The sequence below is a fragment of the Streptomyces sp. NPDC058662 genome, from assembly GCF_042716255.1.
GTDB lineage: Bacteria > Actinomycetota > Actinomycetes > Streptomycetales > Streptomycetaceae > Streptomyces.
Map to the genome: position 1 here is coordinate 22,127 of NZ_JBHXRU010000046.1, position 26,294 is coordinate 48,420.

The 26,294-nt window shown below is 69.8% G+C and carries 30 protein-coding genes, 2 tRNA genes and 1 pseudogene; 9 read left to right on the forward strand and 24 right to left on the reverse strand.

The genetic code is table 11. The features are described 5' to 3' along the window. Window positions 1-275: 275 nt before the first annotated feature. Window positions 276-1,673, reverse strand: a complete 1,398-nt coding sequence (gene tig, locus ACFWUQ_RS17975) for a trigger factor (protein WP_384538815.1) — start codon at window positions 1,671-1,673, stop codon at window positions 276-278. Window positions 1,674-1,860: 187 nt separating this feature from the next. Then, window positions 1,861-1,937: transfer RNA gene (locus ACFWUQ_RS17980), tRNA-Pro, on the reverse strand. A 177-nt stretch (window positions 1,938-2,114) separates the two neighbouring features. Between ACFWUQ_RS17980 and ACFWUQ_RS17985 the strand changes: the two genes are divergently transcribed. Further along, window positions 2,115-2,185, forward strand: a tRNA-Gly gene (locus ACFWUQ_RS17985). A 69-nt stretch (window positions 2,186-2,254) separates the two neighbouring features. Here ACFWUQ_RS17985 and ACFWUQ_RS17990 read toward each other — a convergent pair. From ACFWUQ_RS17990 to ACFWUQ_RS18040, 11 genes and pseudogenes are all read right to left on the reverse strand, one after another. Further along, window positions 2,255-3,430 carry a tyrosine-type recombinase/integrase gene (locus tag ACFWUQ_RS17990; RefSeq protein ID WP_384538817.1) on the reverse strand — a complete coding sequence of 392 codons (1,176 nt, stop codon included), beginning with the start codon at window positions 3,428-3,430 and terminating at the stop codon, window positions 2,255-2,257. Beyond that, entirely contained in the window at window positions 3,430-3,636 is a 207-nt protein-coding gene (locus ACFWUQ_RS17995) for an excisionase family DNA-binding protein (RefSeq protein ID WP_384538819.1), read from the reverse strand. Before ACFWUQ_RS17995 ends, ACFWUQ_RS17990 begins: the two co-directional genes overlap by 1 nt. Further along, window positions 3,629-5,005 (reverse strand): replication initiator protein RepSA, encoded by a 1,377-nt coding sequence (gene repSA, locus ACFWUQ_RS18000; RefSeq protein ID WP_384538820.1) that lies wholly within the window; start codon window positions 5,003-5,005, stop codon window positions 3,629-3,631. Before repSA ends, ACFWUQ_RS17995 begins: the two co-directional genes overlap by 8 nt. After that, window positions 5,002-5,184, reverse strand: a complete 183-nt coding sequence (locus tag ACFWUQ_RS18005; protein ID WP_328298624.1) for a hypothetical protein — start codon at window positions 5,182-5,184, stop codon at window positions 5,002-5,004. The genes repSA and ACFWUQ_RS18005 overlap by 4 nt, the downstream gene beginning before the upstream one ends. Window positions 5,185-5,273: 89 nt before the next feature. Then, window positions 5,274-5,594, reverse strand: coding sequence for a hypothetical protein (locus ACFWUQ_RS18010; protein WP_384538821.1), 321 nt, complete (start codon window positions 5,592-5,594; stop codon window positions 5,274-5,276). 23 nt (window positions 5,595-5,617) lie between these two features. Beyond that, window positions 5,618-5,776: a hypothetical protein gene (locus ACFWUQ_RS18015; RefSeq protein ID WP_266908904.1), complete on the reverse strand. Its 159-nt coding sequence runs from the start codon at window positions 5,774-5,776 to the stop codon at window positions 5,618-5,620. 17 nt (window positions 5,777-5,793) lie between these two features. Beyond that, window positions 5,794-5,985, reverse strand: coding sequence for a mobile element transfer protein (locus ACFWUQ_RS18020; protein WP_384538823.1), 192 nt, complete (start codon window positions 5,983-5,985; stop codon window positions 5,794-5,796). Between the two features lie 11 nt (window positions 5,986-5,996). Continuing rightward, entirely contained in the window at window positions 5,997-6,638 is a 642-nt protein-coding gene (locus ACFWUQ_RS18025) for a DUF2637 domain-containing protein (protein ID WP_384538825.1), read from the reverse strand. A 79-nt stretch (window positions 6,639-6,717) separates the two neighbouring features. Further along, a complete protein-coding gene (locus ACFWUQ_RS18030; protein ID WP_384538827.1) occupies window positions 6,718-8,079 on the reverse strand; it encodes an FtsK/SpoIIIE domain-containing protein in 1,362 nt (453 codons plus the stop codon). Between the two features lie 2 nt (window positions 8,080-8,081). Then, window positions 8,082-8,423, reverse strand: a pseudogene (locus ACFWUQ_RS18035) (hypothetical protein). A 139-nt stretch (window positions 8,424-8,562) separates the two neighbouring features. After that, window positions 8,563-9,345, reverse strand: coding sequence for a GntR family transcriptional regulator (locus ACFWUQ_RS18040; protein ID WP_384538829.1), 783 nt, complete (start codon window positions 9,343-9,345; stop codon window positions 8,563-8,565). Window positions 9,346-9,363: 18 nt separating this feature from the next. On the opposite strand from ACFWUQ_RS18040, the gene ACFWUQ_RS18045 reads away from it, so the two are divergent. From ACFWUQ_RS18045 to ACFWUQ_RS18055, 3 genes are all read left to right on the forward strand, one after another. Beyond that, window positions 9,364-9,828 carry an NUDIX hydrolase gene (locus ACFWUQ_RS18045; protein WP_384538830.1) on the forward strand — a complete coding sequence of 155 codons (465 nt, stop codon included), beginning with the start codon at window positions 9,364-9,366 and terminating at the stop codon, window positions 9,826-9,828. Then, complete coding sequence (locus ACFWUQ_RS18050) at window positions 9,825-10,037, forward strand: bacteriocin immunity protein (protein ID WP_384538832.1); 213 nt, start codon at window positions 9,825-9,827, stop codon at window positions 10,035-10,037. Before ACFWUQ_RS18045 ends, ACFWUQ_RS18050 begins: the two co-directional genes overlap by 4 nt. Before the next feature lie 566 nt (window positions 10,038-10,603). After that, window positions 10,604-12,358: an AIPR family protein gene (locus ACFWUQ_RS18055; protein WP_384538834.1), complete on the forward strand. Its 1,755-nt coding sequence runs from the start codon at window positions 10,604-10,606 to the stop codon at window positions 12,356-12,358. A 300-nt stretch (window positions 12,359-12,658) separates the two neighbouring features. Here the strand turns inward: ACFWUQ_RS18055 and ACFWUQ_RS18060 are convergent, their stop codons facing one another. The 4 genes from ACFWUQ_RS18060 to ACFWUQ_RS18075 all read right to left on the reverse strand — a co-directional run bounded on the left by ACFWUQ_RS18060 (window position 12,659) and on the right by ACFWUQ_RS18075 (window position 14,476). Further along, on the reverse strand, window positions 12,659-13,000 hold the full coding sequence (locus tag ACFWUQ_RS18060; protein ID WP_384538836.1) for a hypothetical protein: 342 nt from the start codon (window positions 12,998-13,000) through the stop codon (window positions 12,659-12,661). After that, window positions 12,997-13,725 carry a GntR family transcriptional regulator gene (locus ACFWUQ_RS18065; RefSeq protein ID WP_384538837.1) on the reverse strand — a complete coding sequence of 243 codons (729 nt, stop codon included), beginning with the start codon at window positions 13,723-13,725 and terminating at the stop codon, window positions 12,997-12,999. The genes ACFWUQ_RS18060 and ACFWUQ_RS18065 overlap by 4 nt, the downstream gene beginning before the upstream one ends. Further along, on the reverse strand, window positions 13,722-13,946 hold the full coding sequence (locus ACFWUQ_RS18070) for a hypothetical protein (RefSeq protein ID WP_384538839.1): 225 nt from the start codon (window positions 13,944-13,946) through the stop codon (window positions 13,722-13,724). The genes ACFWUQ_RS18065 and ACFWUQ_RS18070 overlap by 4 nt, the downstream gene beginning before the upstream one ends. 251 nt (window positions 13,947-14,197) lie before the next feature. Next, entirely contained in the window at window positions 14,198-14,476 is a 279-nt protein-coding gene (locus tag ACFWUQ_RS18075; protein WP_384538841.1) for a hypothetical protein, read from the reverse strand. A gap of 78 nt (window positions 14,477-14,554) precedes the next feature. Here ACFWUQ_RS18075 and ACFWUQ_RS18080 point away from each other — a divergent pair, with 78 nt between their 5' ends. The 3 genes from ACFWUQ_RS18080 (at window position 14,555) to ACFWUQ_RS18090 (ending at window position 17,003) form a co-directional block, all read left to right on the forward strand. Next, entirely contained in the window at window positions 14,555-15,310 is a 756-nt protein-coding gene (locus ACFWUQ_RS18080) for a GntR family transcriptional regulator (RefSeq protein WP_384538843.1), read from the forward strand. Between the two features lie 29 nt (window positions 15,311-15,339). Then, window positions 15,340-16,062 (forward strand): hypothetical protein, encoded by a 723-nt coding sequence (locus ACFWUQ_RS18085; RefSeq protein ID WP_384538845.1) that lies wholly within the window; start codon window positions 15,340-15,342, stop codon window positions 16,060-16,062. Between the two features lie 377 nt (window positions 16,063-16,439). Beyond that, window positions 16,440-17,003, forward strand: a complete 564-nt coding sequence (locus ACFWUQ_RS18090) for a hypothetical protein (RefSeq protein ID WP_384538846.1) — start codon at window positions 16,440-16,442, stop codon at window positions 17,001-17,003. Window positions 17,004-17,016: 13 nt separating this feature from the next. Here ACFWUQ_RS18090 and ACFWUQ_RS18095 read toward each other — a convergent pair whose 3' ends face one another. The 4 genes from ACFWUQ_RS18095 to ACFWUQ_RS18110 form a co-directional block, all read right to left on the reverse strand. Beyond that, window positions 17,017-17,820 carry a hypothetical protein gene (locus ACFWUQ_RS18095; protein ID WP_384538847.1) on the reverse strand — a complete coding sequence of 268 codons (804 nt, stop codon included), beginning with the start codon at window positions 17,818-17,820 and terminating at the stop codon, window positions 17,017-17,019. Window positions 17,821-17,944: 124 nt separating this feature from the next. Further along, a complete protein-coding gene (locus tag ACFWUQ_RS18100; protein ID WP_384538848.1) occupies window positions 17,945-18,139 on the reverse strand; it encodes a hypothetical protein in 195 nt (64 codons plus the stop codon). A gap of 176 nt (window positions 18,140-18,315) precedes the next feature. After that, on the reverse strand, window positions 18,316-18,771 hold the full coding sequence (locus ACFWUQ_RS18105; protein WP_384538849.1) for an HD domain-containing protein: 456 nt from the start codon (window positions 18,769-18,771) through the stop codon (window positions 18,316-18,318). Continuing rightward, window positions 18,768-20,237 carry a pyridoxal phosphate-dependent decarboxylase family protein gene (locus ACFWUQ_RS18110; protein ID WP_384538851.1) on the reverse strand — a complete coding sequence of 490 codons (1,470 nt, stop codon included), beginning with the start codon at window positions 20,235-20,237 and terminating at the stop codon, window positions 18,768-18,770. The genes ACFWUQ_RS18105 and ACFWUQ_RS18110 overlap by 4 nt, the downstream gene beginning before the upstream one ends. A 633-nt stretch (window positions 20,238-20,870) precedes the next feature. On the opposite strand from ACFWUQ_RS18110, the gene ACFWUQ_RS18115 reads away from it, so the two are divergent. Beyond that, complete coding sequence (locus ACFWUQ_RS18115) at window positions 20,871-21,488, forward strand: DUF4232 domain-containing protein (protein WP_384538852.1); 618 nt, start codon at window positions 20,871-20,873, stop codon at window positions 21,486-21,488. A 151-nt stretch (window positions 21,489-21,639) separates the two neighbouring features. On the opposite strand, the gene ACFWUQ_RS18120 is transcribed toward ACFWUQ_RS18115, so the two are convergent. The 3 genes from ACFWUQ_RS18120 to ACFWUQ_RS18130 all read right to left on the reverse strand — a co-directional run bounded on the left by ACFWUQ_RS18120 (window position 21,640) and on the right by ACFWUQ_RS18130 (window position 24,537). Then, complete coding sequence (locus ACFWUQ_RS18120; protein ID WP_384538853.1) at window positions 21,640-22,782, reverse strand: PP2C family protein-serine/threonine phosphatase; 1,143 nt, start codon at window positions 22,780-22,782, stop codon at window positions 21,640-21,642. A 225-nt stretch (window positions 22,783-23,007) separates the two neighbouring features. Continuing rightward, window positions 23,008-23,823: an Fpg/Nei family DNA glycosylase gene (locus ACFWUQ_RS18125; protein WP_384538855.1), complete on the reverse strand. Its 816-nt coding sequence runs from the start codon at window positions 23,821-23,823 to the stop codon at window positions 23,008-23,010. Window positions 23,824-24,051: 228 nt separating this feature from the next. Further along, a complete protein-coding gene (locus ACFWUQ_RS18130; protein WP_384538857.1) occupies window positions 24,052-24,537 on the reverse strand; it encodes a ribose-5-phosphate isomerase in 486 nt (161 codons plus the stop codon). Window positions 24,538-24,755: 218 nt separating this feature from the next. Between ACFWUQ_RS18130 and ACFWUQ_RS18135 the strand changes: the two genes are divergently transcribed. Beyond that, on the forward strand, window positions 24,756-26,201 hold the full coding sequence (locus ACFWUQ_RS18135; protein ID WP_384538859.1) for an amino acid permease: 1,446 nt from the start codon (window positions 24,756-24,758) through the stop codon (window positions 26,199-26,201). The last annotated feature ends 93 nt before the right edge of the window (window positions 26,202-26,294 follow it).

A 26,294-nucleotide genomic window follows, 5' to 3' on the forward strand; every position in this document is an offset into this window, starting at 1 on the left:
TATCCACCTGCTCGTCTCCGACGGTTATGTGCCGTCTCAGCATTTCCTTCTGGGGCGCGGCCCGGGCGGTGCGGACAAGTCCGCTTGCTTCCGGGTACTCCCGTGCCCTCGTATCCATGGACCCTAACGCGCAGGTCGGACAACACCATCCCGCTTCCCGAACTGTTCGCTGGGAGCGCAAGGTAGCGGGGCCCTGCGGGGGCTGTGCGGAAGGGCCCGGACGCGACGGCGTCCGGGCCCTTCGTGGCACTGCTCAGCGGGCTCGGCCCGGGGTGTTACTTGGCCTCTTCGGCCTGCTCGTCGGCGTCGCCCTCAGCGGCGGCCTCGACGACCTCGGCGGCGTCGGCGGCCGTCTCGTCCTCGTCGTCGGAGAGGTCGACGACCTCGCCGTTGGAGTCGACGACCTTGGCGGCCTCGACGACGACCGCGAGGGCCTTGCCGCGGGCGACCTCGCCGACCAGCATCGGGACCTGGCCGCCCTCGACGACGGCCTGGGCGAACTGGTCGGGGGACATGCCGGAGGAGGCGGCACGGCGCATGAGGTGCTCGGTGAGCTCCTCCTGGTCGACGCCCAGCTTCTCCTTGTTGACCAGCGCGTCGAGGACGAACTGGGTCTTGATGCCCTTGATCGCCTGCTCGGCGGTCTCGGCGTCGAACTCCTCGACCGTCTTGCCCTGGATCTCCAGGTACTTCTCGATGGAGAGGCCCATCTGGCCGAGCTGGTGGTGCTCCAGGTTGTGCTTGCGGGTCTGGACCTCGTCCGCGAGCAGCTTCTCGGGGATCGGGACCTCGACGAGCTCCAGCAGCTTCTCCAGGACGCGCTCCTGGGCCTGCGTGGCCTGGTCGTACTGCTTCATGTTCTCAAGGCGCTTGCGGCTGTCCGCCTTGAGGTCCTCAAGGGAGTCGAACTCGCTCGCCATCTGCGCGAACTCGTCGTCCAGCTCCGGCAGCTCACGGGCGGCGACCTTGGTGACCTTGACGGTGACCTCGGCGTCCTTGCCCTCGGCGGAGCCGCCCTTCAGCTGGGAGGTGAAGGTGGCCTCGCCACCGGCCTCCAGGCCCTTGACGGCCTCGTCGATGCCGTCGAGGAGCTCACCCGAGCCGATGGTGTAGGCCACGTCGGAAGCGACGCCGTCCTCCAGCACCTCGCCCTCGACCTTGGCTTCGAGGTCGATGGTGACGACGTCGCCGTCCTGCGCCGCGCGCTCGACGTCCTGGGTGGACGCGAAGCGGCCGCGCAGCTGCTCGATCGACTTCTCGACGTCCTCGTCCGACACCTCGACGGCGTCGACCTCGACCTCGATGCCGGAGTAGTCCGGGATCTCGATCTCGGGACGGACGTCGACCTCGGCGGTGAAGGCCAGCAGCTCGCCGTCCTTCAGCTCGGTGATGTCGACCTCGGGCTGGCCCAGCGGGTTCAGGTCGGCCTCGTTGACGGCCTCGGTGTAGAACTTCGGGAGGGCGTCGTTGACGGCCTCCTCCAGCACCGCACCGCGGCCGAAGCGCTGGTCGATGACGCGGGCCGGGATCTTGCCCTTGCGGAAGCCCTTCACCGTGACCTGCTGGTTGATCTTCTTGTAGGCCGCGTCGAGGCTGTCCTTGAGCTCCTCGAAGGGCACCTCAACAGTGAGCCGAACCCGAGTCGGGTTCAGGGTCTCCACGGCGCTCTTCACGGTTCGGTCTCCTTGTGGCTGACTGCTGGGGATTCTGCCGTCACGCTGCGATTCAGCGGTTCAGCGGACTTCGGCCCGGTCCATCAGACACACGGGCACGCAGCTTGCATAGTAACCGCAAGCGGCAATCAGCCCACAACGCGATCTTGTGGTGGTCCTCGCACGGACGCGTACGAGGCACTGCTGGTGGTCGGGGTGGCCGGATTCGAACCGACGACCTTCCGCTCCCAAAGCGGACGCGCTACCAAGCTGCGCCACACCCCGTCGGTGCGACACGTAGGGTACATGCCCGGAGACCCTCTGATGCGCTGTCTTCCGCACGGCTCCCGGCCGGCCCCGACGCGCGGCGCGCGCGTCGGCGGCGAATGTGGTGTGCGCTCCCCGGGAACGACCCGCTAGGATGCTGTCCGTGCCACGGTCTTCGGACCTGCGGCGCACACTGCGGGTGTAGCTCAATGGTAGAGCACTAGTCTTCCAAACTAGCTACGCGGGTTCGATTCCCGTCACCCGCTCAGAAGAACAAAGGGCCAGGTCAGAGGACATCTCCTCGACCTGGCCCTTAGTCGTTCCCAGGGCCGCGATCAGCCCTCCGTGCCCCCGGCGTGCCCCTTCCGCTGTGGATCTTCCTTCGTGCCCCGCGTGTCCTTCTTCTTGTTCTTGCGGCTCTTCTTCACCAGCCCGCTCAGCGCATCGGCAATCAGCCGGTCCCGATCGGCACTGGCGTGCTGATAGATCAGCGCGGCGCGGGCGGTGCTGTGGCCCATGCGCGTCATCAACTCCCGCGTACTGGCCCCCGTGGACGCGGCGAGCGTGTTCCCCGTGTGCCGAAGATCATGGAAGTGAAGCCCTTTGATCCCCGCCTCTCGACACGCCTTGTGCCACAGCAGATTGAAGTGATTCCGGCGCGGGGTCGCCCCCTTGGCCCCGATGAATACGCGCCCGTCGACGCCGGCCTCGGCGTGCCGCTTCAGGTGCTCGTGAAGGTCCGGGAGGATCACGCCGGGAATGGAGACCGTCCTCTTGCCCGCGGCACTCTTCGGCGCCTTGATCTCCCGCTGTCCGTTGCTCAGCTCAGCGACCGACCGGCGGACCCGCACGGTCCGGTGCTCCAGGTCCACGTCCCGCCGGCTGAGCCCGATCAGCTCGCCCCAGCGCAGCCCGAGGAATCCGGCCATGAGTACGAGAGCTCGGTACCGTGGCTGAATCGCCTCGGCCAGCGCGTAGACCTCTTTGACCGTCGCGGTCGGCCGCTCCGGGGTGTGCACGGAGCTGGCGCCCTTGACCTGGCAGGGGTTCCGCCGGATCAGCTCGTCGGACAGCGCCGTCCCCAAAATGGCCCGGAGCAGGGCGTAGGACTTGGCGACCGTGGTCGGGCCGGTGCCGGCGGCCAGCTTGTCGGCACGCCAGCTACGGACGAGGGGCGGCGTGATCTCCGCCAGGTTGACGCCACCGAGGGCCGGCACCAGGTGGTGCTTGAGGAGAGAGGCGTACAGCTGCCGCGTGGTGCTGGTCAGCTCGCGCTCTTTGATCCAGGCGACGGCGTACGGACCGAAGGCGACCTTCCCGGCGTCCGGGTCGCGCCAGTCGCCCCGCCGCATCTCGGTCTGCGTGTCGGCGAGCCAGTCGTCCGCGTCCTTCTTCGTACGGAACGTCTCGGGCGCGGGACGGAGCTCCCCGTCCGGTCCGAGGTATCGGGCCTGGTAGCGGCCGGAGGGCAGCTTGCGGACCCGGCCGAACTGGCGGCGCTTCCCGGCCATCAGGCAGCCACCCCCAGGCGCCGACGGTGACGCGGCTCGACGGTGTTCGCGGTGATGTACGCCCGGACGGCACTTTCCGGGATGCGCACGTGGCGGCCGACCTTCACGTACGTGATCCGCCGCTCCTCGACGAGGCGCCGAGGGAACCGCACGGTGGTGCCGAGCAGTTCGGCGACCTGGACGACGCTGAGGAAACGCTCATTCATGCTGCTCTCCTTGCAGGGCTTCGCGGGCGGTCTGACGGTTCAGCTGAATGTCCCGGGCGATGCTGGCGGCAAGTACCGACTCCCCCGGGCTGTGTCCGTGGCCGGCGTACTGCCAGGAGGCGAGGACGAGCACCGTGTCCGGCTCGACGTCGTCCAGGCCGCGGGCTTCGCGTTCCTGGGCGGCGCGGTAGTCCGCCCGGGTCTGGCGGAGGGCGCTGAGGGTGGTGGAGTACTGGCGGGACTTGGTGGAGAAGTGGCCGCGGAAGCCGAGCATGTGCGACCAGGCGGCGAGGCGGCGGTCCGGGTAGAGCGGGTCGAGGTCGAGGCAGGCCCCGATCAGGCGGGCGGTGTGGTCGGGCACGTCGAGGAGGACCAGGGCCTCACGGTTGCCGATCCGGCGGTCGAGCGTGCCGGTGTTCTCGGCGGCCTTCGTGGCGTACTTCGCGACGTACGAAGCGACCGCCTGCTCGGTGATGTCTGAGCCGTCCCCGAAAGCCTTGATCGGGCGTACGTCGAGCTGGGTACCCCAGCGGAAGGTGCGGGCGGGCTGGTCGGCGACGGCCGGGACGGACACCGAGGTGTAGGCGTGGGCGACGGCCGCGCGGATTGTGCGGTCGAGGAGTTCCGTGCTGGCCCAGGAGGGCGGCGGGCTGGACGGGCCGACGGGTCCGTCTATGCGGATGACGGCGTGGAAGTGGATGGCTCCGCGCTTCTGGAACTCGGCGACCTTGCCGTAGGAGATCCGAGCTTCCTCCCTCAGCTCGCGCTGCGTCAGTCCGGCGTACGCGGCGATCTCGCGGCGCAGGCGAGTCGTGAAGCGCTGCCAGAGCTGTCCGGCGTGGTTGTTGAAGAGGACGACGGCGGCGTAGTCGTAGGTGGCCGGGTCGAGGGCGGTGCCCAGTTCGGGGGCGTCTTCCTGGTGGTGCTGGCCGCAGCGGCAGGGGCGGCCGGCGGGGCGGTTGTGGACCGGGCCGAAGGACGGGGCGGTGAGGGTGGCGAAGACGCGGGGGTGCTTGCGGACGGTGGTCGGGATGTCGCGGCGGTCGTCTCCGGCGAGTCCGGCGCGGATCAGGTGGTAGGTGTCGCCGGAGTACGTCCAGGCGCAGGCGGGGCAGCGGGAGGCGCGGCGGTTGCCGCAGGCGATGCGGAGGCGAGCGCCGGGTTCGTCTTCGGTGGAGTAGCGGTGCAGGGTCTCGCCGGTGGTCTTGTCCTTGGCGACGGTCCAGCCGGTGATGTGGATCGGGTCGGAGCAGCCGCCGGTGCGGCGGATCTGATCTTCCCAGCGGGCGTAACCGGGAGCCCCGGCCACCTTCAGCATGTCGCCGAGGGTGGCCGGGTCCAGGCCCGCGAGGGTCGCGGTGTGGGTCACGCGGTCACCGTCCGGTGGGGACGGCGGGTGGAGCGGCGGGTACCCGTGCCGTGGCAGGTGAAGCAGTGGGCGGTGATCGTGCGGAGGTGGCCGTTGTGGTCGCGGCCGCCGAGGGTGATGGCGACGGACGCGTGGCCGTCGCAGTTCGGGCAGAGCTCTCCCGGGGTGTTCTGCTTCATGATGGTGGTTCCGTCCGGTTCGTTGGATCGGGCTGGAATGCGGCGCCGGGACGGCGGAGACTTGGCGGTTGAGGCCGTCCCGGGGCCGGTCAACGGCTCTTGAACTCCTGGCGCAGGGCGCGGACGAGGAAGAGCACGACGACGGCGCTGACGGACAGGGCGACGGCGGTGACCGCGACGGCCAGGAGCAGCGAGACGGCCACGGATGCCAACGCGAGGACTCCGGCGACTCCGCCGGCGGCGAGGGCGAGCGCGGTACCGGGCGAGCTCTGGACCAGGCCGCCGAAGGCGCTCGGGGACTTCGCGGCGACGGGGGCCGGACCGTGCTCCGAGTACTCGACGGGTGCCGGGGTCGGGCGGATGGTCGCCGGGGTGTAGGTGTCGAGGGTGGGGTACTTGGGCTTGAACATGGCCGTTTTCCTTCCGGGGTGGGCTACTTGTTGATCGCGGTGTCGATGGCCGGGGCGAGGAAGCTGTCCGCGAGGAGGAAGCCGCCGACGAGGATCACGGCGACGAGCCAGAGCGGCGGGCGGACGAGCTTGTAGCCGAGGACACCGACGACCAGCAGGGCGAACCAGAGCGGGACGTCCATGACGTTGACCTTTCGGGTCAGGCGACGCGGCAGCGGTGGGAGCGGGCGGCGAGCTGGGCGGCGGTCGAGGAGTTGTAGTCCGAGGACCAGCCGCAGCCGTCGGTGGTGCAGACGGCGGTGTCCTTGTTGCGGCCGTGGTTGTCGCGGTAGGTGCCTATCTGGACGGGGCCGATCTTCATGAGCGAGCGGAAGTTGATCCGGGCGGGCATGGGATCTCCTGTCATGCGAGCTGGGCGGCGATGGCTTCAGCCATCGGGGACGGGACGCCGAGTCGGGCGCGCAGGGTCTCGGTGTCGATGTCCGAGCCGGTGCGGGTGCGGTGGTCGTCGGCGATCTTCTGGGCGTGCACAACGAGGGCCGGCGGGACCGTGGGCTCCGGGACAGCAGCAGGGAGGACGGGGAGCTCGTCGGCCTGTACGCCGGGTTCTGTCACCCGCTCGACCATGGGCTCGGTCGCCGGGTCAGGAACGGGTTCCGGTGCAATGGGCGACGTAGGCCGGTGAACCAGGAGCGTGCCGCCGAGGAAGGCCAGTGCCGGCCATCCGGCAACGAGGATGCGAAGCCAGTCCGGGACGTCGCGGAGGTCGAGTAGGCCGGCGGTCGCGACGTTGGCACCGAGGGAGGCCGCCAGGGCTACGGCGAACCAGGACCAGGCCGACCGCGAGGGCTCCCCCGCATCCCGGAGGGACCGGAGGCGGTGCCAGGCCGCGACGAGCAGCAGGTCCACGCTGACCGGGTAGGCCCAGGCCTTCCAGCCGTCCTGGCCAGCGGCTTCCGCGAGGTCGTGGAGGTGGGCGAAGGATAGGGCTCCGGCGATGACGGCCTGGACGAGGACGGCGTCCGGGCGGACCAGGCGGGTCATGGTGTTCACCTCGTTTCAGGCAAGGGTGGGGTAGGGACTTGGCGCGATGAGGCCGCGCCGACCGAGTGGGGCCAAGTGCTTAGAAGGCACCTGCTGCAGCAGCCTTGGGCTGGACCTTGCCGACGAGGACACGTACCGGGAGCACGGGCCGGAAGGGCTCCAGCTCCGGAATGCTCGGGGTGCGGTGTGCCTGGGCGTTGCAGGTGTTCACGGCCTGGCGGAGCGTGGTGTGCGGGGCCCGGATGCGGGACCAGCCGCCGGAGGAGTCGCCGGCCACGGCGGTGCCGGGGCGGTCCTTGTCGATCTGGACGGCGGCGAGGACGGCGTCCGGGGAGATGTCCCCGAAGGCCATGTTGGCCGAGGTCTCGTCGTTGACGCGGTGAGCGGTACGGCCGGTGAGCTGGGCGCGGAGCATGGTGATGCCCTTGCCGAGTTCGGATCCGAAGCGCTGGCCGCAGATCTCCAGGTGGATGCCGGCCGCGCGGCCGAGCTGGGCGAGGCGGACCAGGTCGGTGACGATCTGGTCCCGTCGAGCCTCCTCTGCCTTGCCCGCAGCGAGGGCGAGCTCCGCGACCTCATCCACCAACAGCACGACGGGTACGGGGCGAAGGTGCGCGGGCAGGTCCCAGATGTCGGCGGTGATCTCCGCATCCGGGAGGTTGATGCTGATCCGCTGCTCGGCCCGGATGAGCTCGTAGACGCGACCCATGTACTGGACGAGCGCGGCGAGCAGTTCTGCGGCGTCGTCCGGGTTGTCGGCGAGGGCGGTGAACCGCCGTGCCATCGGTGAAAGTTCCACGCCGTTCTTGCAGTCGATGCCGACGAGGGCAACGTTCTGTGAGGCCAGGCCGGAGACGAGCGTGCGTTGGTAGACGGACTTCCCGGACTTGGTCGCGCCGACGTTCAAGGCGTGCGGGACCTGCCGATAGTCCCGGTGATGAACCTGCCCGTCCTCCCGCAGGGCCACGGGCACCCGGAGCGGTTGATCGGGCACAGCTGCCGCCGGCATGCGCACCCGCTTGAGTACGTCGTACCCCGTCATCCTGAGCTCGACGACGCTGGAGCGGATCTCGCGCGAGACGACGTTGTGGAGGGCGAAGGAGTGCCGGAGCCGGTCCGACGAGGCGGAGAAGTCGAACGCGTCCTGCCCGGGCCGGAGTTTCAGCCGTAGGACCAGGCCGGTCGAGGTGGGCCGCAGCCGCAGGATGCGCGACGAACGAGCCTCAGGAGCGGGCCTGTTAGCAACCCGAGCGAGTGCCAGTCGCCAGCGGGAGGGCGGGACGGTGAGCCCGCAGGCGTCCATCACCGAGCGGTAGCGGATCAGGACGCGGATGGTCGCGAAGGTGACCCCGAAGGTCATCCAGTACCAGGTGGGCCGCTGCCAGCGCAGTACGAGCGCCAGGGCGAGGACCACCAGCAGCGTGACCCATAAGGCGTTCACGCTCAGCCCGCCTTGGTGGTGAGCGAGGTGACGGCCACGGCGCGGAAGCTGATGCCGTGGCGCTTCTGGCCGTTGAACTCGTTCTCCCACGGGCGGGCGACCAGGCCGGTCAGCGCAACCGGGGTACCCATGACCAGCTCGCCCGAGATCCCGGGCGCTGGCACGACCACCGACAGGACTTCCGCCTCCCCGTACGAGGCGAACAGCACGTCCACGGTCATCATCTAGGACCCGGTCTCGGGGTCGGTGGCGATCTCGCCGGTCCGACGGTCCTTGATCTTCACGGCCGGGGGCTGGGCGACCATCACCATGGCGGCCGAGGTATCGACGGGAATCTGACGCACAGCGGATCACTCCTCTATAGATGCTGAACTCCGTCACTCATGTATAGGAGTGACATGAAGAAGAGTGCCCGACTCCTATACATGAGTCAACCCGCTACGAAGGGAAACTCGTAGCGGGCCGTGGGGAGTTGAGCGAGCGTCAGTCGCGCGCGGGGATCCGGTACTCGAAGACGAACTGGTCAGCGGCCATGAGGGTGTCGCATACCTCGACCACGCGACCTTCCTCCGTGACGGCATCGCGGAGCAGATGCACCACGGGAGCGCCGGGAGTCAGCGACAGCTCGGTCGCCTCAGCCTTGGCGGCCGGCCGAGCCTGGAGCGTCTCTACATACTCGGCGAAGACATGGCCGTGATCCTCAAGCCGGGCGTAGATACCGCCGGGCCCCGGATTCTCGGCGAACAGCTCCGGGATGTCCTTCACGACGTCCCAGGGCAGGTACGAGGTAGCCGTCTCCACGGGTGTCCCGTTCCGGAAGTACAGCCGACGCCGGGCCAGCACCTGAGTCCCCGCGGTGACCCCGAGCCGCGTCGCGATCTCCTCCGGCGCCTCCATGGGCCCGATGAACAGCACGCTCACCTTGGCTTCGGCGCCGGATTGCGCCGACTCAGCAAGGTACGCCGCCCGACCCTCCTGCCGATGCGTACGCCGGAAGCGATCGGAGGACCGGTGCCGCACGGGCGGCCGAGCCGTCACCAGCGAGCCCTTGCCGTGCCGCGTCTCCACGAGCCCGCTCGCCCGCACCTCCACCATGGCCTTGCGGATCGTCCCGCCCGCGACGCCGTAGCGCTCCACGAGTTCCGACTCACTCGGCACCATGTCGCCGGCACTCAGCACCCCGGCCCTGATCTGCTGAACGATGTCTTCGGCGATCTGCACGTACCGAGGCACGGCGGCCCTGCCACCTCCTGCTGCGGTTCCCATAGTCCTTCTCTTCCTCCTATGCTCCTGTACATGAGTACGGGTTCCCCGCAGGCCAAGTCAACGCCACTGCACTCCGTGTCCGTAGCCGGGGCGGTGCTGCGCGAGGACGGCCGACTCCTGGCGATCCGTCGCGCGGACAACGGGCATTGGGAACTGCCGGGCGGAGTACTCGAACTCACCGAGTCCCCGGAGGCCGGCGTCCGCCGCGAAGTCCTGGAGGAGACGGGCATCAAGGTCGAGGTAGACGAGCTCACCGGGGTCTACAAGAACACCACCCGCGGCATCGTCGCCCTGGTCTTCCGCTGCAAGCCGGCGGGCGGCACCGAGCGCACCTCAGCGGAATCGACCGCGGTCGCCTGGCTCACCCCAGAAGAAGTCACTGCTCAGATGGCCGAGGTCTACGCGATCCGCCTCCTGGACGCCCTTGACGACGCGGGGCCCCACGTCCGCAGCCACGACGGCCGCCAGCTCGTCACCTCATGACCCACGAGGAGGCCGTGCGCCTGGTCCAGCAACTCATGGATGGCGACATAGCCACCGAGGACGAGGGCAGCACGATCATCGAAGCCCTGGAACTGGGCCTACGGTGCCCGCACGTCAGCGACTACATCTTCTACCCGGGCCCCGGGCAGCACCCTTCCGCCGAGCAGGTCGTGGAACGAGCCTTGGCCTACCGCCCGATCGCTCTCTGACTCCAAGACCGCGCGGTAAGAGTTTCCCTACTTCATCAAGGGCGCTTCCGCCGCCCAAGGCGGCGTCGCGCGCCCGCCGCCCCGGGCCTGCGCTCCTGTCTGCGCCCCGCTCCAGCCCGGGCCGCCGGCCGCGCGCCGATGGCTCAGGACTTCATGGGCTGGACGAGCCCGGCCTGATCTGCGAGCCGCCCCTCACGACGATGCCTCCGGCGGGGGCGCTCTGACTCTGGGATGCGGGGGCCAGTCGTGCGACCGCGGCTCCGTTGTAGTTCGGGGTGGGGGCTGTCATCCCGTCTGCCGTCGTCCCAGGGCAAGCCGTAGCAGACCAGCCGTCAGGGGCCCAGGTCGTTCGTCCAGCAGGGCGCTCCACCTGGGCCCCTGACGACTGCCCCGCTACCACTCCGTGTGGGACGACGGCAGACGGGATGACAGCCGGGGAGTACTGAGAGTGCGGGCGGGTATGGCACCAGGCGTCCATGAAGCCGGTCGCTCTGCTGGAATCTCGTTTCACCCCACCATGACCCGAATGTCCTGTAGGTTGTGCCCAATCTCAGGGGAGGCGCAATATGTCCGACGCTTTGGAATCTGCACTCGCGCAGCGTGACGACCTCAATCGCTACAAAGCAGCGAAGAGGATGCTCTTCGCTTTGCAGCTGTCTCTCGACCTTGAAGACATCCACAGCGTTGCTGCCACAGCACTCACCGACGGCCCCGATGACAAATCCTGCGATCTGGTCTACATCGATCGCGACTCGCGATCGATGATTCTAGCTCAAGGCTACGAGGCCGGTAATGTCGACCAGCTGCAAGCCCCTCTAACAAAGGGGACGTCGCTACATCAGGCCGTGAATTGGCTCTTTGGGTCCACTTCCGAGAATAGCGTTCCACTGAGACTCCGGAGCGCTTGGCGCGAATTGCATGATGCACTGACGGAAGGAGCCCTGCAAACCATTGAAGTCTGGTTTGTCCACAATCTTCCAGAAAACAAGCAGCTCGCCGAGGAAATGCAGGCGGTAGCGACCGCCACGTACGGAATTATTTCGTCGCGCTACAATGTTGAAGGCCTCTCAGTAACAGGGGCCGAAGTTGGCCGCAAGACACTCTCAGACAGGTATGAAGGTTCCCGCACCCCTATCCTTGTGGGGGACACATTCGAAATCCCCGTCAGTGGCATCTTTACCGAAACTGGAGATAACTGGTCGGCGCTATGCGCAAGCATTCCAGCCAGCTGGCTTCGCGAGCAATTCGCAGTACACAAAGAGCGGCTATTCTCCGCCAACATTCGCGGATATCTCGGCAGTACACGCTCACAGAGCAATATCAATAATGGAATCCAAGCCACAGTGAGGGACCAGCCGGGGCGTTTCTGGGCCTACAACAATGGCATCACAGCGTTGGTGCACTCATTCAAGAATCGCGACGGCGAATCCGTCGAGATCACCGGAATAGCTATCGTGAATGGGGCGCAAACCACCGGAGCCCTGGGATCGGCCGACAGTGATGGCATCGACGAGGTGAAGATCCTCGCACGCTTCATCAAGTGCGATGATGCCGCCACAGTTCAGGACATCGTCAGGTACAACAACCGTCAGAACCCGACCCAGGCTTCTGATTTCCGAAGTAACGATCGAGTTCAGTCGCGACTTGTAAAAGACTTCGAGGGGCTGGGAGTTGTTGGATACAATGGCGGCCGCAGAGGCGGGGCGGAAGATGTCATTCGCCGGCCGGGAGAGAACCAGGTCGCGGCCAGCGTAGCGGCACAGGCCCTGGCGGCGTTCCACGGGCGCCCTGACGTCGCCTACCACGAGAAGGGCCAAATCTGGGAACAGGATGCAATCTACAGCTCTGTGTTCCCCGAGAGGGTTAGCGCGAAGCACATTCTTTTCGTTTATAGCCTGCTGCGAGCCTTGGAGCAGAGTAAAGCGAGCCTCGGCTCCCGCACAACCACTCCTCATGCGCAGACTTTGCGCGACCAAGAGTTGGCCAAATGGTTTGGAATGCGCGGCTCCACGTTCCTTGCCGTATCAGCCGTCGGCGCGTCAATCGAGAGTGTGCTCGACGTGCCCGTCTCTGACCAGTACAACCTAGAATTCAAGAAGAATCTCGCGGTACCCAAGGCAATCGAGGCGTGGCTCCCCGTGACCACATCCTTGCTGGCCTTGGCACCCGACCAGCTCTCGTCTCCCCTTTCGAGTGTTGGCGGCCTGCGGAATCGCGCGTCTGTCGACTCCGCAATCAGCACATACCGAGCTGTTGTCTCGGCCACCAGCCAGGTCAATAAGCCCATCTATGCCGAATTCGCTAGCCAGATCCGATCGTAGCCTCGATTTTCCTGAGGTACGCACATCGACCCCCTAGCCTGCGGGCGGTACACGGTCGCTGCCCTGTGTTCCCTTAGGGCAGCTAACCGTGAAGTCTGCATGGAGGTGGCTCAAGCAGAGATTCCTCCGTCCGTAGCTCTTCGGCGACCACATTCCGACAATTTCGTTCGGTTGGACAAACCACGGCTGCGGAAATGCGTGGGACGTCACGGGGTCTCCAGTACCGTGGGCAGGGCATCGGCGGAATAGTGAAGCCCCAGACAGAGTCTGGGGCTTCACTATTATTGGGGCGCGGCGCCACTAGGCAAGGGCGACTGGTGGGAAAGAGGTGTCGGCGCAGTCTGCGGGAGTAGAGGCCGCTATCCGTAGACGGTGGCCGCGGCTGGTTGCTACGCGGACTGCGTCTCGGAGGGCGCCTGCCAGGTCCGTTACAAGGAGACGGAGTTCGTCCGAGTCTGCCTCCTCGTCGGCAAGGACTTCGGCTACATAGCCGAGGAGCTCGGCACCCAGCCCGAGTTGGACCGCTTCGGTGTTGTCGGCGAGGCGGGACACATAGCCAGCAGTGTCGTCGGCGCTGAGGAAGCAGGGTTTGCCGTCGGGGCCCGACCACGGCAGGAGTCGCAGCTCGTTGTGGGGTGTCATCGTTCCGCCCTCCTGGCTTCGGTCGTGTGGTGCGTGGTGAAGACTGCGTCGGCTCGGTCGCCAGGGAGTGCCAGGAGGGCCGCCTCGACCACGCGGCCGGCGGTGTTGGTTGCCACGCGTGTGATCGAGAGGATGGCCAGGGTCGGGCTGATGCGAAGGGTCGTCGCTTCGCCTGGAGTCGGGAGGCGGGTGCTGACCGTTTCCTGGACCACGGCCAGTGGTGAGCGCTGGTCTGGCAGTCGTGCGGTTAGCAGTCCCTCCGGGACGTCGGCCGGCGCCAGGTCGCGGGGCACGTAGATGCGGGCCAGGCTGTGCGGTGTCTTCCCCTCGTGGCTGAGGCAGAGGAACTCCGTCAGGGGACTACGCGGCGAGACCTTGAGGAGGGCGGCCAGATGGCCGTGCGCTCGGAGGTTGGTGGCGCGGACCGTAGTGTGGAGCGCCTCCTCGACCGGGGCCGATGCGCTCGGCGCGTGTCCGCCGCCGATGTACGTGGTCCTGCGGAGTGGGTGGCGGACGAAGTTGCCGCTGCCGTGGATCTTCTCTACGAGCCCTTCAGCCTGGAGGAGCGCGAGGGCGTTCCGGAGCGTGGGTGTGCTGACTGCGTAGTGGGCGGCTAGGCGGGCTTCGGAGGGGAGGCGTTCACCTGCCTTCAAGTGGCCCTTCGTGATCTGCTCCCGGAGGTCGCCGGCGATTGCGTGGCGGCGGGACGGCGGGGGTTGAGTCACCAGTTCCTCCGCATCCGGAGGGCGATGAAGCGGGTTCGGGCGTGCATGGTCAGGAGTTCGCCCGACTCGAAGCAGAGTCGCTTCGCGCTGGCGGGGAGTTGGATCAGGTCGATGACACGGCATGGTTGGCCGCCGATCTGGATTACGTCGCCGCGTTGGACGGTGGTCGAGGTGATCTCGACGTTTGTGGCGAGGGCGCCGCTTGGGGTCCATCGGCTCACTCGGTCACCTGCCGCGGTTCGGATCGGTCGCTTGGGGTGTGGCAGGGGCAGTCGCAGGCCTCGTAGATCACGGGGACGCCTACCGGAGCCGTGGCGGGGGACGACTGCGCGCACTCGTGGTGGGTGCCGATCGTGCACGAGCTCGACCGGTAGGGGGTGGCGTCCGCGGCAGGCGGTAATGCCGGCCGAAGGGGGCGCCCCCTGGTGCGGGCGGTGGTGGGGACCATACGGTTCGACATGCTGATCAGCTCCTACTGCTGTCGGCCAGGTCCCCGGACGTCGCCCGTCGCGGGGACCGCTTTTCGTACGGCGGCCCAGAGGGTGCGGCCGGTCAAGCTGCTGGCTTGGAGACCGAATCGGTCCGCCTCTGCCACCACTTCCAGGACCGCCCGCCAGGTGGAGGCGGGCAGCGGCTCCGGTACCTCCGCTTCGATCGACGTGTAGCGGGTGTGGTCCTTGACTCGCGCGATCACGCCCAGGGCGGACAGTCGGGCGGCGATGCTCTCGGCTCTTGAATCCGAAGCGGGCACCGAGGGCCTCCGTCGCCGAGTGAACACGTTGAGTGAAGCTAGTTAACTAGATTAGAGCTAGTGGACTAGATTTTCTACATGCCTGAGCAGCCGCCTTATCTCCGTATCGCCGACGTACTGCGGCAGCGGATCGCGGAGCACGACTGGAACGTCGGTGACCGGCTGCCCTCACGGGCGCAGATCGCCGGGGAGTGTGGTGTCGGCGAGAACGTGGTGCGCCGGGCGCAAGAGCTCTTGATCTCCCAGGGTGTGCTGGAGGGGCGAGCGGGCTCAGGTACGTACGTCGCGGAGCCGCGGCAGCGCGTGCGGGTCGTTCGGTCGTCGGCTCGTGAACAGCCGGGCGGTTCTCCGTTCCGTGCGGACATGCAGGCCTTGGGACGGCAGGGGAACTGGGAGAGCCGGACCGAGGCGAAGGTTCCCGCGCCGGCCGAGATCGCCGCGCGTCTCGGGATCCCGGTTGGGGAGCTGTGCGTGCGCACTGTGTACGAGTTCCTCGCCGATGGCCGGCCAGTGCAGTTGTCGACGAGTTGGGAGCCGTACGAGCTCACCGCCGGCACGCTCGTGGTCCTGCCCGAGGGTGGGCCGCATGCCGGTGCCGGCGTCGTGAACCGGATGGCCGTCATTGGGATCACGGTCAGCCACGCCGTGGAGCAGCCCGAGCCGCGGCAGGCGACCGCCGAGGAGGCGTCGCTTCTCGGGATCCAGAAGGCTGCACTGGTGACCCACATTCGGCGGACCTACTACAACGACCAGGGGCAACCTGTGGAGACGGCCGACATCGTCATCCCTGTCGCACTGTGCGAGGTCGTGTACGAAATTCCGATCAGGAGCTAAGAGCTGTCCCGGACGGCATGATGTGCTCCGTGACGAACAGCGCAGACCTGCATCCTGACCGGATACCGGGGTACGACAGCGGCCCCCTCACGCACGGGGCCGGGTTCCTGGACGAGCCGCTGTTCTGGCTTGGACACGTCTCCTCGTGTGTCCATTCCGAGGGAGCCGCGGAACTACTCTTCGGCGCTGACTACGACGCGGCAGGCGAGTTCCAAGAGCGGTTGTGGGAGCAGGCCGGGTGGCCGACGTTCACCATCCCCCTTGCTGCCGATCACCGTCTCCACATCGTCTATCGCACCCTCACGGGCGAGGCCGGCACCGACTACCTCCTCCATCACCCCGACTGGGAGAAGGCCGAGCACCTCGCTCAGGACGACGGGCATTTCATGGGGCCGGGCCTGTCCTGGCCCGAGCTGGTGGCTGCTGCGGACAACGCACTGCCCGGCGGGAGCACCACCGACCCGCATGCTCGGCTGCTACTACTGCTTCCCGCGTTGGGTGACGACGAACTACCCGACGATGCCGTGGACCGCCTGGCGGCCGCGCTGCGCGCTTGTACGGGCGTGGAGGACCCCGAGACCCTTGGAGCCGCCCTCCTGGACGCTCAGGGGGCACCTGGCCCCGCATGCTGGACAACAGACGGCCGCGGCGCCTCCGTCAACGACGGCGCGTACTCCTCCCGCAACCCTGCCAACCACTTTGCGCTGCCAGCCGATCGACTGTCCCGAGTGACCGTCGCGCTCGCCCCTTGACCCGTGTACGCCCTCTCGACACGGTGTCCTGGCGCGTGTCTCCCGCGTGCCCGATCAGAGGGGGCCGTTGAGGGCACAGCGGGGAACAGCAGCGAGAGAGCACGTAACGGGCAGGTCAGCGGCTTGGCTGGTCGGGGCCGGTGCGCGTACGCGATCTTCCAAACTAGCTACGCGGGTTCGATTCCCGTCACCCGCTCTGAAGCGAAAAGGGCCAGGTCAGAGGATTACTCCTCCGCCTGGCCCTTCGTCGTGCCCGGGGCCCGTGGTCGGCTCCGTACGCCCCTTGCGCGCCCTGCTGCCGCGTGCATGCCTTTCCGGGGCCGTTGGCGTCGTGGGGCGGGGGTGGGGGGTCGCTGGTGGTGATCTACGGTGTGTTGATGCAGCCGTCAGCGTCACCTCGGATACCGGAGCACACGATCCGGCCCGGCCGCCACTGGTATGCGACGGCGGCCGCGATCGCCGTCGTACTGATCGCGCTGGGGCTGGGCATCGGTGCGTACGGGCTCAAGGACGTGATCGGCGCGGTCGACACGGACCGCCAGTTCTCCGACGGCGGCTCCGTCACCCTGCGGCTCGAACCCGAACACGAGAAGGCGATCTGGATCGAGAGCCGCGGACCGTCGCCCGACCAGGTGTGCCGCATCACCGGTCCCGGCGACCCGCGCCTCACCGAGCCGGGTATCGACGTGTTCCTCACCCGCGACGAGACCTGGAACCCGCTCCACGGCATCCGCGTGTCGCAGGCGGGCGAGTACGAGGTCACCTGCACCTCCGACGGTCCGTCCCAGTACGCCATCGGGGACGCCGGAGGCCTTGTCGCGTTGGGCGGTCGGCTGGGGCTGGCCGTCCTTCTGCCGGTGCTCGGCGTCAGTGTCGGCGCCGCCGTCGCCCTCGTCACCGCCTTCCGCCGGAGGAAAAGCCGCCAGGGGCGCGGCGACTGATCGTCGCGGGGCGTCAGCGGGCGTAGGAGCCGATGCCGACCAGGCAGTAGACGTACTCGTTGATGACCGCGCCGTTGAGGGTGTAGCGGTGGGAGAAGGCGTACTCCGTCCTGGGGTTGTCGTCGCAGCGGCTCATGTCGGAGGTCATGGGGATGCTCTCGATGACCCGGTAGTGGGCGTCGGACGCCGAGCAGGAGACCTCCTCCACGTCGTCGACGCGCTGCGCCGTCGTCGAGTCGGGCAGTGTCCCGTTGAGGCAGGTGCCCTTGTCGAGGGGGGTGGGGGCCGCCGCGGTCGGGGTGGGAGGTGCCGGCGCGGGGGCGGGGTCGGCGGGGGCCGCGGAGGGGCTGGAGGCCGGGGTGTAGGACGGGGAGTAGGCGGGGGTCGAGGGGGAGCCCGCCGGGGAGGAAGCGGAGGAGCTTGAGGCTTTGCCGCCCGTGTCGTCCCCCGAGCCGATCAGTACGGCGCCGATGATCAGGGCCGCGACCAGTCCGAGCCCCACCAGGCAGCCGGCGGCGCCGCGTCGGGGCGCGGGCGCGGGCGCGGGCGTGGTCGTGGTCGAGGGCGGTGGGAAGACCGGCTGGGACGCCAGGGTCGGGGGTGGCTGCGGAGGTGCGGGCGCCGTGGCGGGCGCCGGTTCGGCCACCCGGATCCGCAGCAGGATCTCCCGGTCGCCCACGCGGGTGCGGACCAGTTCGCCGTCCCGGCAGGAGGGGATCCGCACCCGGGCGGGCCCGGTCGGGAGGTCGACGGGGAGGATCACGCCGTACGCGGCCTGGTGCGGGGTGAGGGTTAAGTCCATTTCCTGCGCGGACACCGGCTGCTCCTGGAGGTCAGGGGGGCAGACGTGTCGAGCGGACCCCCGCGGATTGTCTCCGACCGCCCCGTACGGACGCAGCAGTTCCGGCAGAAGGGCCTCGCGCCCGGCGGTCCCGGCGGCGTCAGAGCTGGATGTTCGCGATCATCGTCGCGAGGGAGTTGAGGAATCGGTTCACGTCGTCCGCGATCGAGCTCGACGCGAGGAAGAACCCGAAGAGGGCCGCGACGATGGCGGGCCCCGCCTTGATGTGGTTGCCACGGATCAGCACCACCAGGATGACCCCCAACAGAACCACCACTGACAGCGAAATGGCCACTACTGATCACACCTTCGGTCGTCCCCTGGTCGGCCCGGGGCGCACGGCCACGCACACCCCCACATGGACCATCCTCCCACCAACGGGCCCCGCCTATCCGCCCTGTGACGAATCGGCATCGTTCCGTTTGCCTCGACTACACGTTCGGGGGGCATATTTCGGGCGCATCGCCCATCTCACGGGGCGCGGAGCCCGAGGAGGGCGCGGACGTGGGCGTACTTGGCGGACAGCCGCTCGCGGGTCGGGCCGTCCAGTACGGACAGCCGCGCGGGATCGGCGTTGTGCGCGAGGTCGGCCTCCTTGACCAGGAGGGCGCCGGGCGTGGCGAGGATGCGGGCCGCGTACTCCTCGACCGGCTCGCCGGGGCGCTTGGTCACCGCGAGGACCATGTCCTTCACCGGCCGGGGCAGGGCCGCGGCGTCCAGCCAGGCGGGGCTCAGGGCCTCGTCCTCGATCGCGTCGTGGAGCCAGGCCGCCGCCTGCTGGTCGGGGCTGCCGCCGCGCAGGCGGACGCCCTCGGCGACGGCGGCGAGGTGCTCGGCGTAGGGCCGGCCGGCCTTGTCGGTCTGGCCCTCGTGGGCCGCGCGGGCGAGGGCCTCGACCTCGGTCAGGGTCAAGGGGCTGCTCGTCATGCGATCTCCCGCGCTGCCGCACGGAGGGCCGCCGCGGCCCTTCGTACATCGGATGGTGCCGTACGCCAGTTGGAGAACGCGGCGCGCAGGCCCGCGGTTCCCGCGTGGACGGTCGGAGTGACGAACACCTCGGCGGCCGCCGCCTCGCGCAGGGCCGCCAGGCGGGGCGGGGTGGGGTCGGCGGCGAGGGTGAAGCAGACGACGTTGAGGCGGACCGGGGCGAGCAGCCGGAAGGCGGGGTCGGCGGCGAGTTCCGCGCCGAGCGCTCGGGCGCAGGCGATGTCGCGCTCGACGATCTCGCGGTGGCCCTCGCGGCCGTAGGCGCGCAGCGTGAACCAGGCGGCGAGGGCGCGCAGCCGGTGGGAGTTCTCCGGGGTGAGGTGCACGAGGTCGGGGTGTTCGCCGAGCGGGCCGAGGTAGGCGGCGGAGTTCTGGAAGACGCGGGTCTGCAGGTCGCGGCGGCGGGTGAACTGGACCGCGCTGTCGTAGGGGACGTTCAGCCATTTGTGCAGGTCGATGCAGAGGGAGTCGGAGGCGTCGAGGCCGTCGGCGAGGTGGGCGTGGGCCGGGGAGAGCGCGGCGAAGGCCCCGAAGGCGGCGTCGGTGTGCAGCCAGAAGTCGTGCCGCTCCTTGAGGGCGGCGACGGCGCGCAGGTCGTCGAAGTCCACGGTGTTGACGGTGCCGGCGTTGGCGACGACCACGGCGGGGCCGGGGGTGTCGGCGAGCGCGCGGTCGAGGGCGGCCGGGTCGACGGCCTCCCGTCCGGGGAGGGTCGGTACGGGGACGAGGGAGTTGCGGCCGAGTCCGAGGATCGAGAGGGCCTTGGCGATGGAGGAGTGCGGGGCGCCGGAGAGCACGCGGACCGGGCCGAGGGCGGCCGCGCCGTCGTCGGCCGGGGAGACGCCGAGGCGTTCGCCGAGCCATTCGCGGGCGATGGCGAGGCCGGTGGTGTTGGACATGGTGGCGCCGCTGACGAAGGTTCCGGTGTGGTCGGGGCCGAGGTGGAAGAGCTGGCGGAGCCAGTGGACGGTCTCGCGTTCGAGGTCCTGGCCGGCCCCGTCGAGGGCGGAGTTGGAGTTCTGGTCGTGGACGGCGGTGAGCCAGTCGCCGACGAGGGCCGCGGGGGTGGCTCCGCCGGTGACGAAGCCGAGGTAGCGGGGGCCCGCGGAGGCCGACATGCGCGGGGCCCAGCGGTCCTGGAAGTCGGCGAGGGCGGCGGCGGTACCGGTGCCGTGGCCGGGGAGCGCGTGCGGGGCGCCCTCGGCGGGCGGCGGTACGGGCGGCGGTACGACGGGACGGTCGTGGCCCCCGGCGGAGGGCGGTACGACGGGGCGGTCGTGGCCCCCGGCGGAGGGCGGTACGACGGGGCGGTCGTCCAGGGTTGCGAGGGCGTCGGCGGCGGCGTGGCGGGTGGCGTCGAGGAGGCCGGGGAGACGGGTGAGGTCGGCGGCGAGCGTGCGGTCCATGGGGGCACGGTAGGCCCCCGGGGCGGGGCGGGGGTGGTCCAATCCCGGCGAAGTGGCTGGCCAGGGGCTCCGTCCCCGGGCGGGGGGTGTCCCCGGGTGGGGATCCCTCCCCGGGCGGGGGGTGTTCCCGGCCGGGGATCCGTCCCAGGGGCGGGGGCGTCCCCGGGCAGGGGGGCGTCCCCGGGCGGGGGGCGTCCCCGGGCGGGGGGCGTCCCCGGGCGGGGGGCCGTCCCCGGGCGGGGGGCCGTCCCCGGGCGGGGGGCCGTCCCCGGGCGGGGGGCCGTCCCCGGGCGGGGGGCCGTCCCCGGGCGGGGGGCGTCCCCTGGCGGGGGGCGTCCCCTGGCGGAGGGGGCTCCCCATGGCGGAGGGCGTCCCCCGGGCGGGGGCGTCCCCTACCCCGGCGGCCCGTCCCCTGCGCGGCGGCCCGTCCCCTGGCGGGGCGGGGGCGTGCGGGGTGGGGTGACCGGCGTGCGGGAGTTGGGAGTGGCCCGAGGGCGGGGGGGTGTTGGAGTTGGTGCCGGGGTGGGAGGTGTTGGAGTTGGCCCTCGGGTAGGGGGTGTTGGAGTTGGCTCTGGGGTCAGGGGTGTTGGAGTTGGTGCTGGGGTGAGGGGTGGGGGTCATTAGGGTCGGGGGATGAGTGGTGAGCGGTGGGTGCGCGGGGTGGTCCTGGCCGGGGTGCTGGCAGTGGCGGGGTGTGACGTGGCGCCGCCGCCGGAGGCGGCGCCGGGGCCGACCGGGGTGCCGGTGAGGCGGACGCCGTCCGCGAGGGTCTCCGAGGCGCCGCCCGCCTCACCGGGCGGACAGGAGGCGTGCCCGGAGGGCGGGGTACGGGTGGCCGAGGGCCCGGGTGACGCGGCGATGGGGCTGCGGGTCGCACAGCTCCACCTGGTCAACTGCGGTACGGAGCCCTACGTACTGGAGGGCTACCCGGAGATCCGGTTGCTGGACACCGGGCACGACCCCGTCGAGGCGGCCGTCGAGCACGGATCGGCGGGGATCGCCACGTCCGTCACGGGCATGGACGACCCCCCGGGCCGGGTCGAGTTGGCGCCTGGGCACACGGCGACGGTGGGCCTGCTGTGGCGGAACCTGGTCACCGATTCGTCCGTGTCCGCGGAGCTCGGCCGGTTCGTGGACGTGACCCCGCGCCCCGGCGCGACCCGGCTGCGCCTGCGGCTGGAACAGCCGGTGGACCTGGGCAACACGGGGAAGTTGGGTGTGGGCCCCTGGAAGCCGTACGCCGTCCGCTGATCGGCCGGAGGCGGCGTACGCGGCTCCAGCGGCCGCCACGGACCGCCGCGGACCGCCCCGGACCGCCCCGGCGCGCGTTCCCCGTCCCGCCCCCCGCCCCCGCTCCCCCGACCCCCGCCCCTCGGCCGGGGGGAGGTCAGGAGGCCGGCCGTCAGTGGGAGCGGCGGATCAGCAGGAGGGCGCGGTCGTCGTTGACGTCCTTGGCGACCTTCTCGATGAGGTGCCACGCGGCGCCGTCCCAGCCGGCGGCGACGTAGCGGTCGGCTTCGCCGGTGAGGCGGTCGATGCCCTCGCTGATCTCGCGCTCGGCCGTCTCGACGAGGCCGTCCGTGAAGAGCATCAGGACGTCGCCCCGGCGCAGGTTGCCGCGGGCGGGGGAGAACTCGGCGCCGTCGTAGACCCCGAGGAGGGGGCCCTCGCCGGACTTCTCCTGCCAGCGGCCGGTGCCGGCGGAGAGCTGGAGGGCGGGAAGGTGTCCGGCGGACAGGAGCTCGTAGTCGCCGGTCTGGAGGTCGAGCACCAGGTGGATCGAGGTGGCGAAGCCCTCGTCCCAGTCCTGGCGCAGCAGGTAGCCGTTGGCGGCGGGCAGGAAGCCGTGCGGCGGCAGCGCGCCCAGCAGCCCGCCGAAGGCGCCGGACAGCAGCAGGGCCCGGGAGCCCGCCTCCATGCCCTTGCCGGAGACGTCGGTCAGCACGATCTCCAGGGTCCGGCCGCCGTTCGTCCGGGCGGCGACCACGAAGTCGCCGGAGAACGACTGGCCGCCGGCCGGGCGCAGGGCCATCTCGCGGTGCCAGCCGCGCGGCAGGGCCGGCAGCTTGCTCTGGACCCGGATCCGTTCGCGCAGGTCGAAGAGCATGGTGCCGCCGCGCCGCCAGGGCACGCCGACACGGCTGCGGAACTGTGCGATGACCAGCCCGAAGAGCCCGCAGGCCGCCACGACGAGCACGGTGCCGGGAGTGACCCGGGCGGGCCCGAGGGTGTACGGACCGAGGACGAGGGCCTCGACGATCAGGGCGCCGGCGGCGGCCGCGTACAGCCCGAGCAGGCTGGCGGGCCGCAGGAGCAGTCCGCCCGCCACGATCGGCAGGACGAGGGCGGAGGGCGAGAACCACACCGGCATCATCAGCGTGCCGCAGGCGATGGCGGGGACGGTCAGCAGCAGCCCGGCGAAGGCGAGCCAGTCGGAGCCGTCGCCGCGGAAGTAGTCGACGGCGGATTTGCGCAGGGCGGTGCGGGCCCGGTGCGACAGCATGCGCGTCCGGGCCAGGAGGGTCTCCACGCGTGCTCCGGCCATTGCTTCGGGACCCTATCCATCCTGGCTGTGGATGCGCAGGGGTACCCCCGGACCTGAGGTCCGGCGGCGCCCGAAATCATGCCGGCCCGGGCGGAACGCCCTGATGGGAGGGGGTCCGAGGCAGGCGAGACGCACGTATTGCCAAGGGATGGGCGGGATGTCTGGTTCGATCGCCTGGAACTGGCGTGCGATGGCTCGATCACCCGTGCGCCGGGTCGGCGGCGGTCAGTCCTGTCGGCCGGACTGGCAGGCGGGGCACCAGAAGAGGTTGCGGGCGGCGAGGTCGGCGGTGCGGATCTCGCCGCCGCAGATGTGGCAGGGCAGGTGCGCCCTGCGGTAGACGTACACCTCGCCACCGTGGTCGTCCACCCTCGGCGGACGGCCCATGGCCTCGGGCAGGTGCTCGTCCCGGACGGTGTCGATGCGGTTGTTCCGCACGCCCTCGCGCATCAGGTCGGCCAGGTCCGCCCACAGGGCGTCCCACTCGGCGCGCGTGAGGTCCTTGCCCAGCCGGTACGGGTCGATGCCGTGCCGGAAGAGGACCTCGGCGCGGTAGACGTTGCCGACGCCCGCGACGACCTTCTGGTCCATCAGCAGGGCGGCGACGGTGGTGCGCGAGCGGGAGATACGGGCCCAGGCCCGGCCGGGGTCGTCGGCCGGCCGCAGCGGGTCGGGGCCGAGCCGGTCGTGTATCGCCTTCTTCTCGCCCTCGCCGATCAGCGCGCACGCGGTGGGCCCGCGCAGGTCGGCGTAGTGCTCCTCGTTCAGCAGCCGCAGCCGGACCGTGTCGGTGGCGGGCGGCGCCGGGGCGGGCCCGAAACCCAGCTTGCCGAAGAGTCCGAGGTGGATGTGGATCCAGGCGTCGCCCAATTCCAGGAAGAGGTGCTTGCCGTGCGCCTCGGCGCTCTCCAGCTCACGCCCGTCGAGCAGCGCGGCGCTCTCGGCGAACCGTCCCTGCGGGCTGCTGACCCGGACCGGCCGGCCGGCGAACCGCTCGGTGTGGTCCTGGGCGAGGCGGTGGATCGTATGCCCCTCGGGCACGGCGGAGCTCCTCGGACTCGGAGGGACGAGAACGGCCGTGCCCGCCGGGAGGCCCCGGCGGGGCCGCGCCGGCGGGAGCTACGGCCGACGGGGGGGGGGGGGGGGTGGCGGGGGGGGGGTGGGGGCCGCGGGGGGGGGCGCCGGGGGGGGCCGGCCCCCCCCGCCCCCGGCGGCCCCCCACCGCCCGGCCCCGCCGGCCCCCCCCGGCGGGCACGGCCGAGCGGAAGATCAGCCCTGCGGGTGGTGGGCGGGGATCGGAGGGAGCTCGCCGGTCCGCTCGTAGGCGGAGAGCATCTCGATGCGGCGCGTGTGGCGCTCCTCGTCGGAGTACGGCGTCGCGAGGAAGGCCTCGATGAAGCTGACGGCCTCGTCCTGGGTGTGCATGCGGCCGCCGACCGAGATCACGTTGGCGTTGTTGTGCTCGCGCCCGAGCTGGGCGGTCTGCACGCTCCAGGCCAGTACGGCTCGGACGCCCTTGACCTTGTTCGCGGCGATCTGCTCCCCGTTGCCGGAGCCGCCGATCACGATGCCGAGGCTGTCCGGGTCCGCGGCGGTCTTCTCCGCGGCGCGCAGGCAGAACGGCGGGTAGTCGTCCACCGCGTCGTAGATGTGGGGGCCACAGTCGACGGGCTCGTGGCCGTTGTTCTTGAGCCAGTCCACGAGGTGGTTCTTGAGCTCAAAGCCGGCATGGTCGGATCCGAGGTACACGCGCATGGGACGAGTGTGGCACGAGGACACCCTGCTGCTCGCAGCGGGTGTCGCGTAAGTCACTTCTAAAGCTCAAGTAAACCCAAAGAACGCAGATGGGACACCGCGGGCCCCCCTCGGGGCCGACGGTCCTCGGACAACGATCCGAAAAGGGGTCTTCCGTCTGGCGTTCATCTCAGGTTTGAATGCCGGGGCTCGCAACCCGAGAACCTAAGGATTCGTCCATGAGCTCCACGACGACCCTTCATAAGGCAGGCGACCCCTCCGGTGAACCCGGAGCCGCCCAGCCCTCCGAAGGTCTGAAGGCCGGTCTCAAGAACCGCCACCTGTCCATGATCGCCATTGGCGGCGTCATCGGCGCCGGACTCTTCGTCGGTTCCGGCGGCGGCATCGCCAAGGCCGGCCCCGCCATCCTGGTCTCCTACGCGCTGGTCGGCGCGATGGTGGTCTTCGTGATGCGGATGCTCGGCGAGATGGCCGCCGCCAGCCCGAACTCGGGCTCCTTCTCCGCGTACGCCGACCGGGCGCTGGGCCGCTGGGCCGGCTTCTCCATCGGCTGGCTGTACTGGTTCTTCTGGGTCGTCGTGCTGGCCGTGGAGGCCACCGCCGGCGCCGTGATCCTCGAAAGCTGGGTCCCCGCCGTCCCGCAGTGGGCCTGGGCACTGATCGTCATGGTGGTCCTCACGGTCACCAACCTCGGCTCGGTCGCCTCCTACGGCGAGTTCGAGTTCTGGTTCGCGGGCATCAAGGTCGTCGCCATCGGCGCCTTCGTGATCATCGGCATGCTGGCGGTCTTCGGGGTGCTCCCCGGCTCGGACAACCCGGGCGCGGGCTTCGCGCACCTGACCGACACCGGCGGGTTCATGCCCAACGGCGCGGGCGCCATCCTCACGGGCGTGCTGATGGTCGTCTTCTCCTTCATGGGCAGCGAGATCGTCACGCTGGCCGCCGGCGAGTCCGAGGACCCGCGGCGCGCGGTCACCAAGGCCACCAACTCGGTGATCTGGCGCATCGGCGTCTTCTACCTGGGCTCGATCTTCGTCGTCCTCACCCTGCTGCCGTGGAACGACGAGTCGATCGTCGAGAAGGGCTCGTACGTCGCCGCCCTGGACTCGATCGGCATCGCGCACGCCGGCCAGATCATGAACGTGATCGTCCTGACGGCCGTGCTGTCCTGCCTGAACTCGGGCCTGTACACCGCTTCCCGCATGGCGTTCTCGCTGGGCGAGCGCGGTGACGCCCCGAAGGCCTTCGCCAAGGTGAGCAAGAAGGGCGTGCCCACGGCCGCCATCTGGGGCTCCGTGGTCTTCGGCTTCGTCGCCGTCTACTTCAACTACGCCTTCAAGGACTCGGTCTTCAGCTTCCTGCTGAACTCCTCGGGCGCGGTCGCCCTCTTCGTGTGGCTGGTCATCTGCCTGACCCAGCTGCGGATGCGCGGGATCCTGATGCGCGAGGCGCCGGAGAAGGTCACCGTGAAGATGTGGCTCTTCCCGTACCTGACCTGGGCCACCGCGGCGATGATCGTCTTCGTCCTGGGCTACATGCTCTTCGACGACGCCAACCGCGAGGTCGTCCTGCTGTCGCTGCTGGTGGCGGCCGTGGTGATCGTCATCGGTGTGGTGCGCGACGCGCGCCGCAAGGCCGCCGCCCGCGCCGCCCAGGCGTGTTAGCCACCGCAGCCGCGCCGACCGCGGCGGCCGCTCCGGCGGCCTTACCGGACACAGCAGCCCCGGACCGCGCATGTGCCTGTCTCTTATACACAT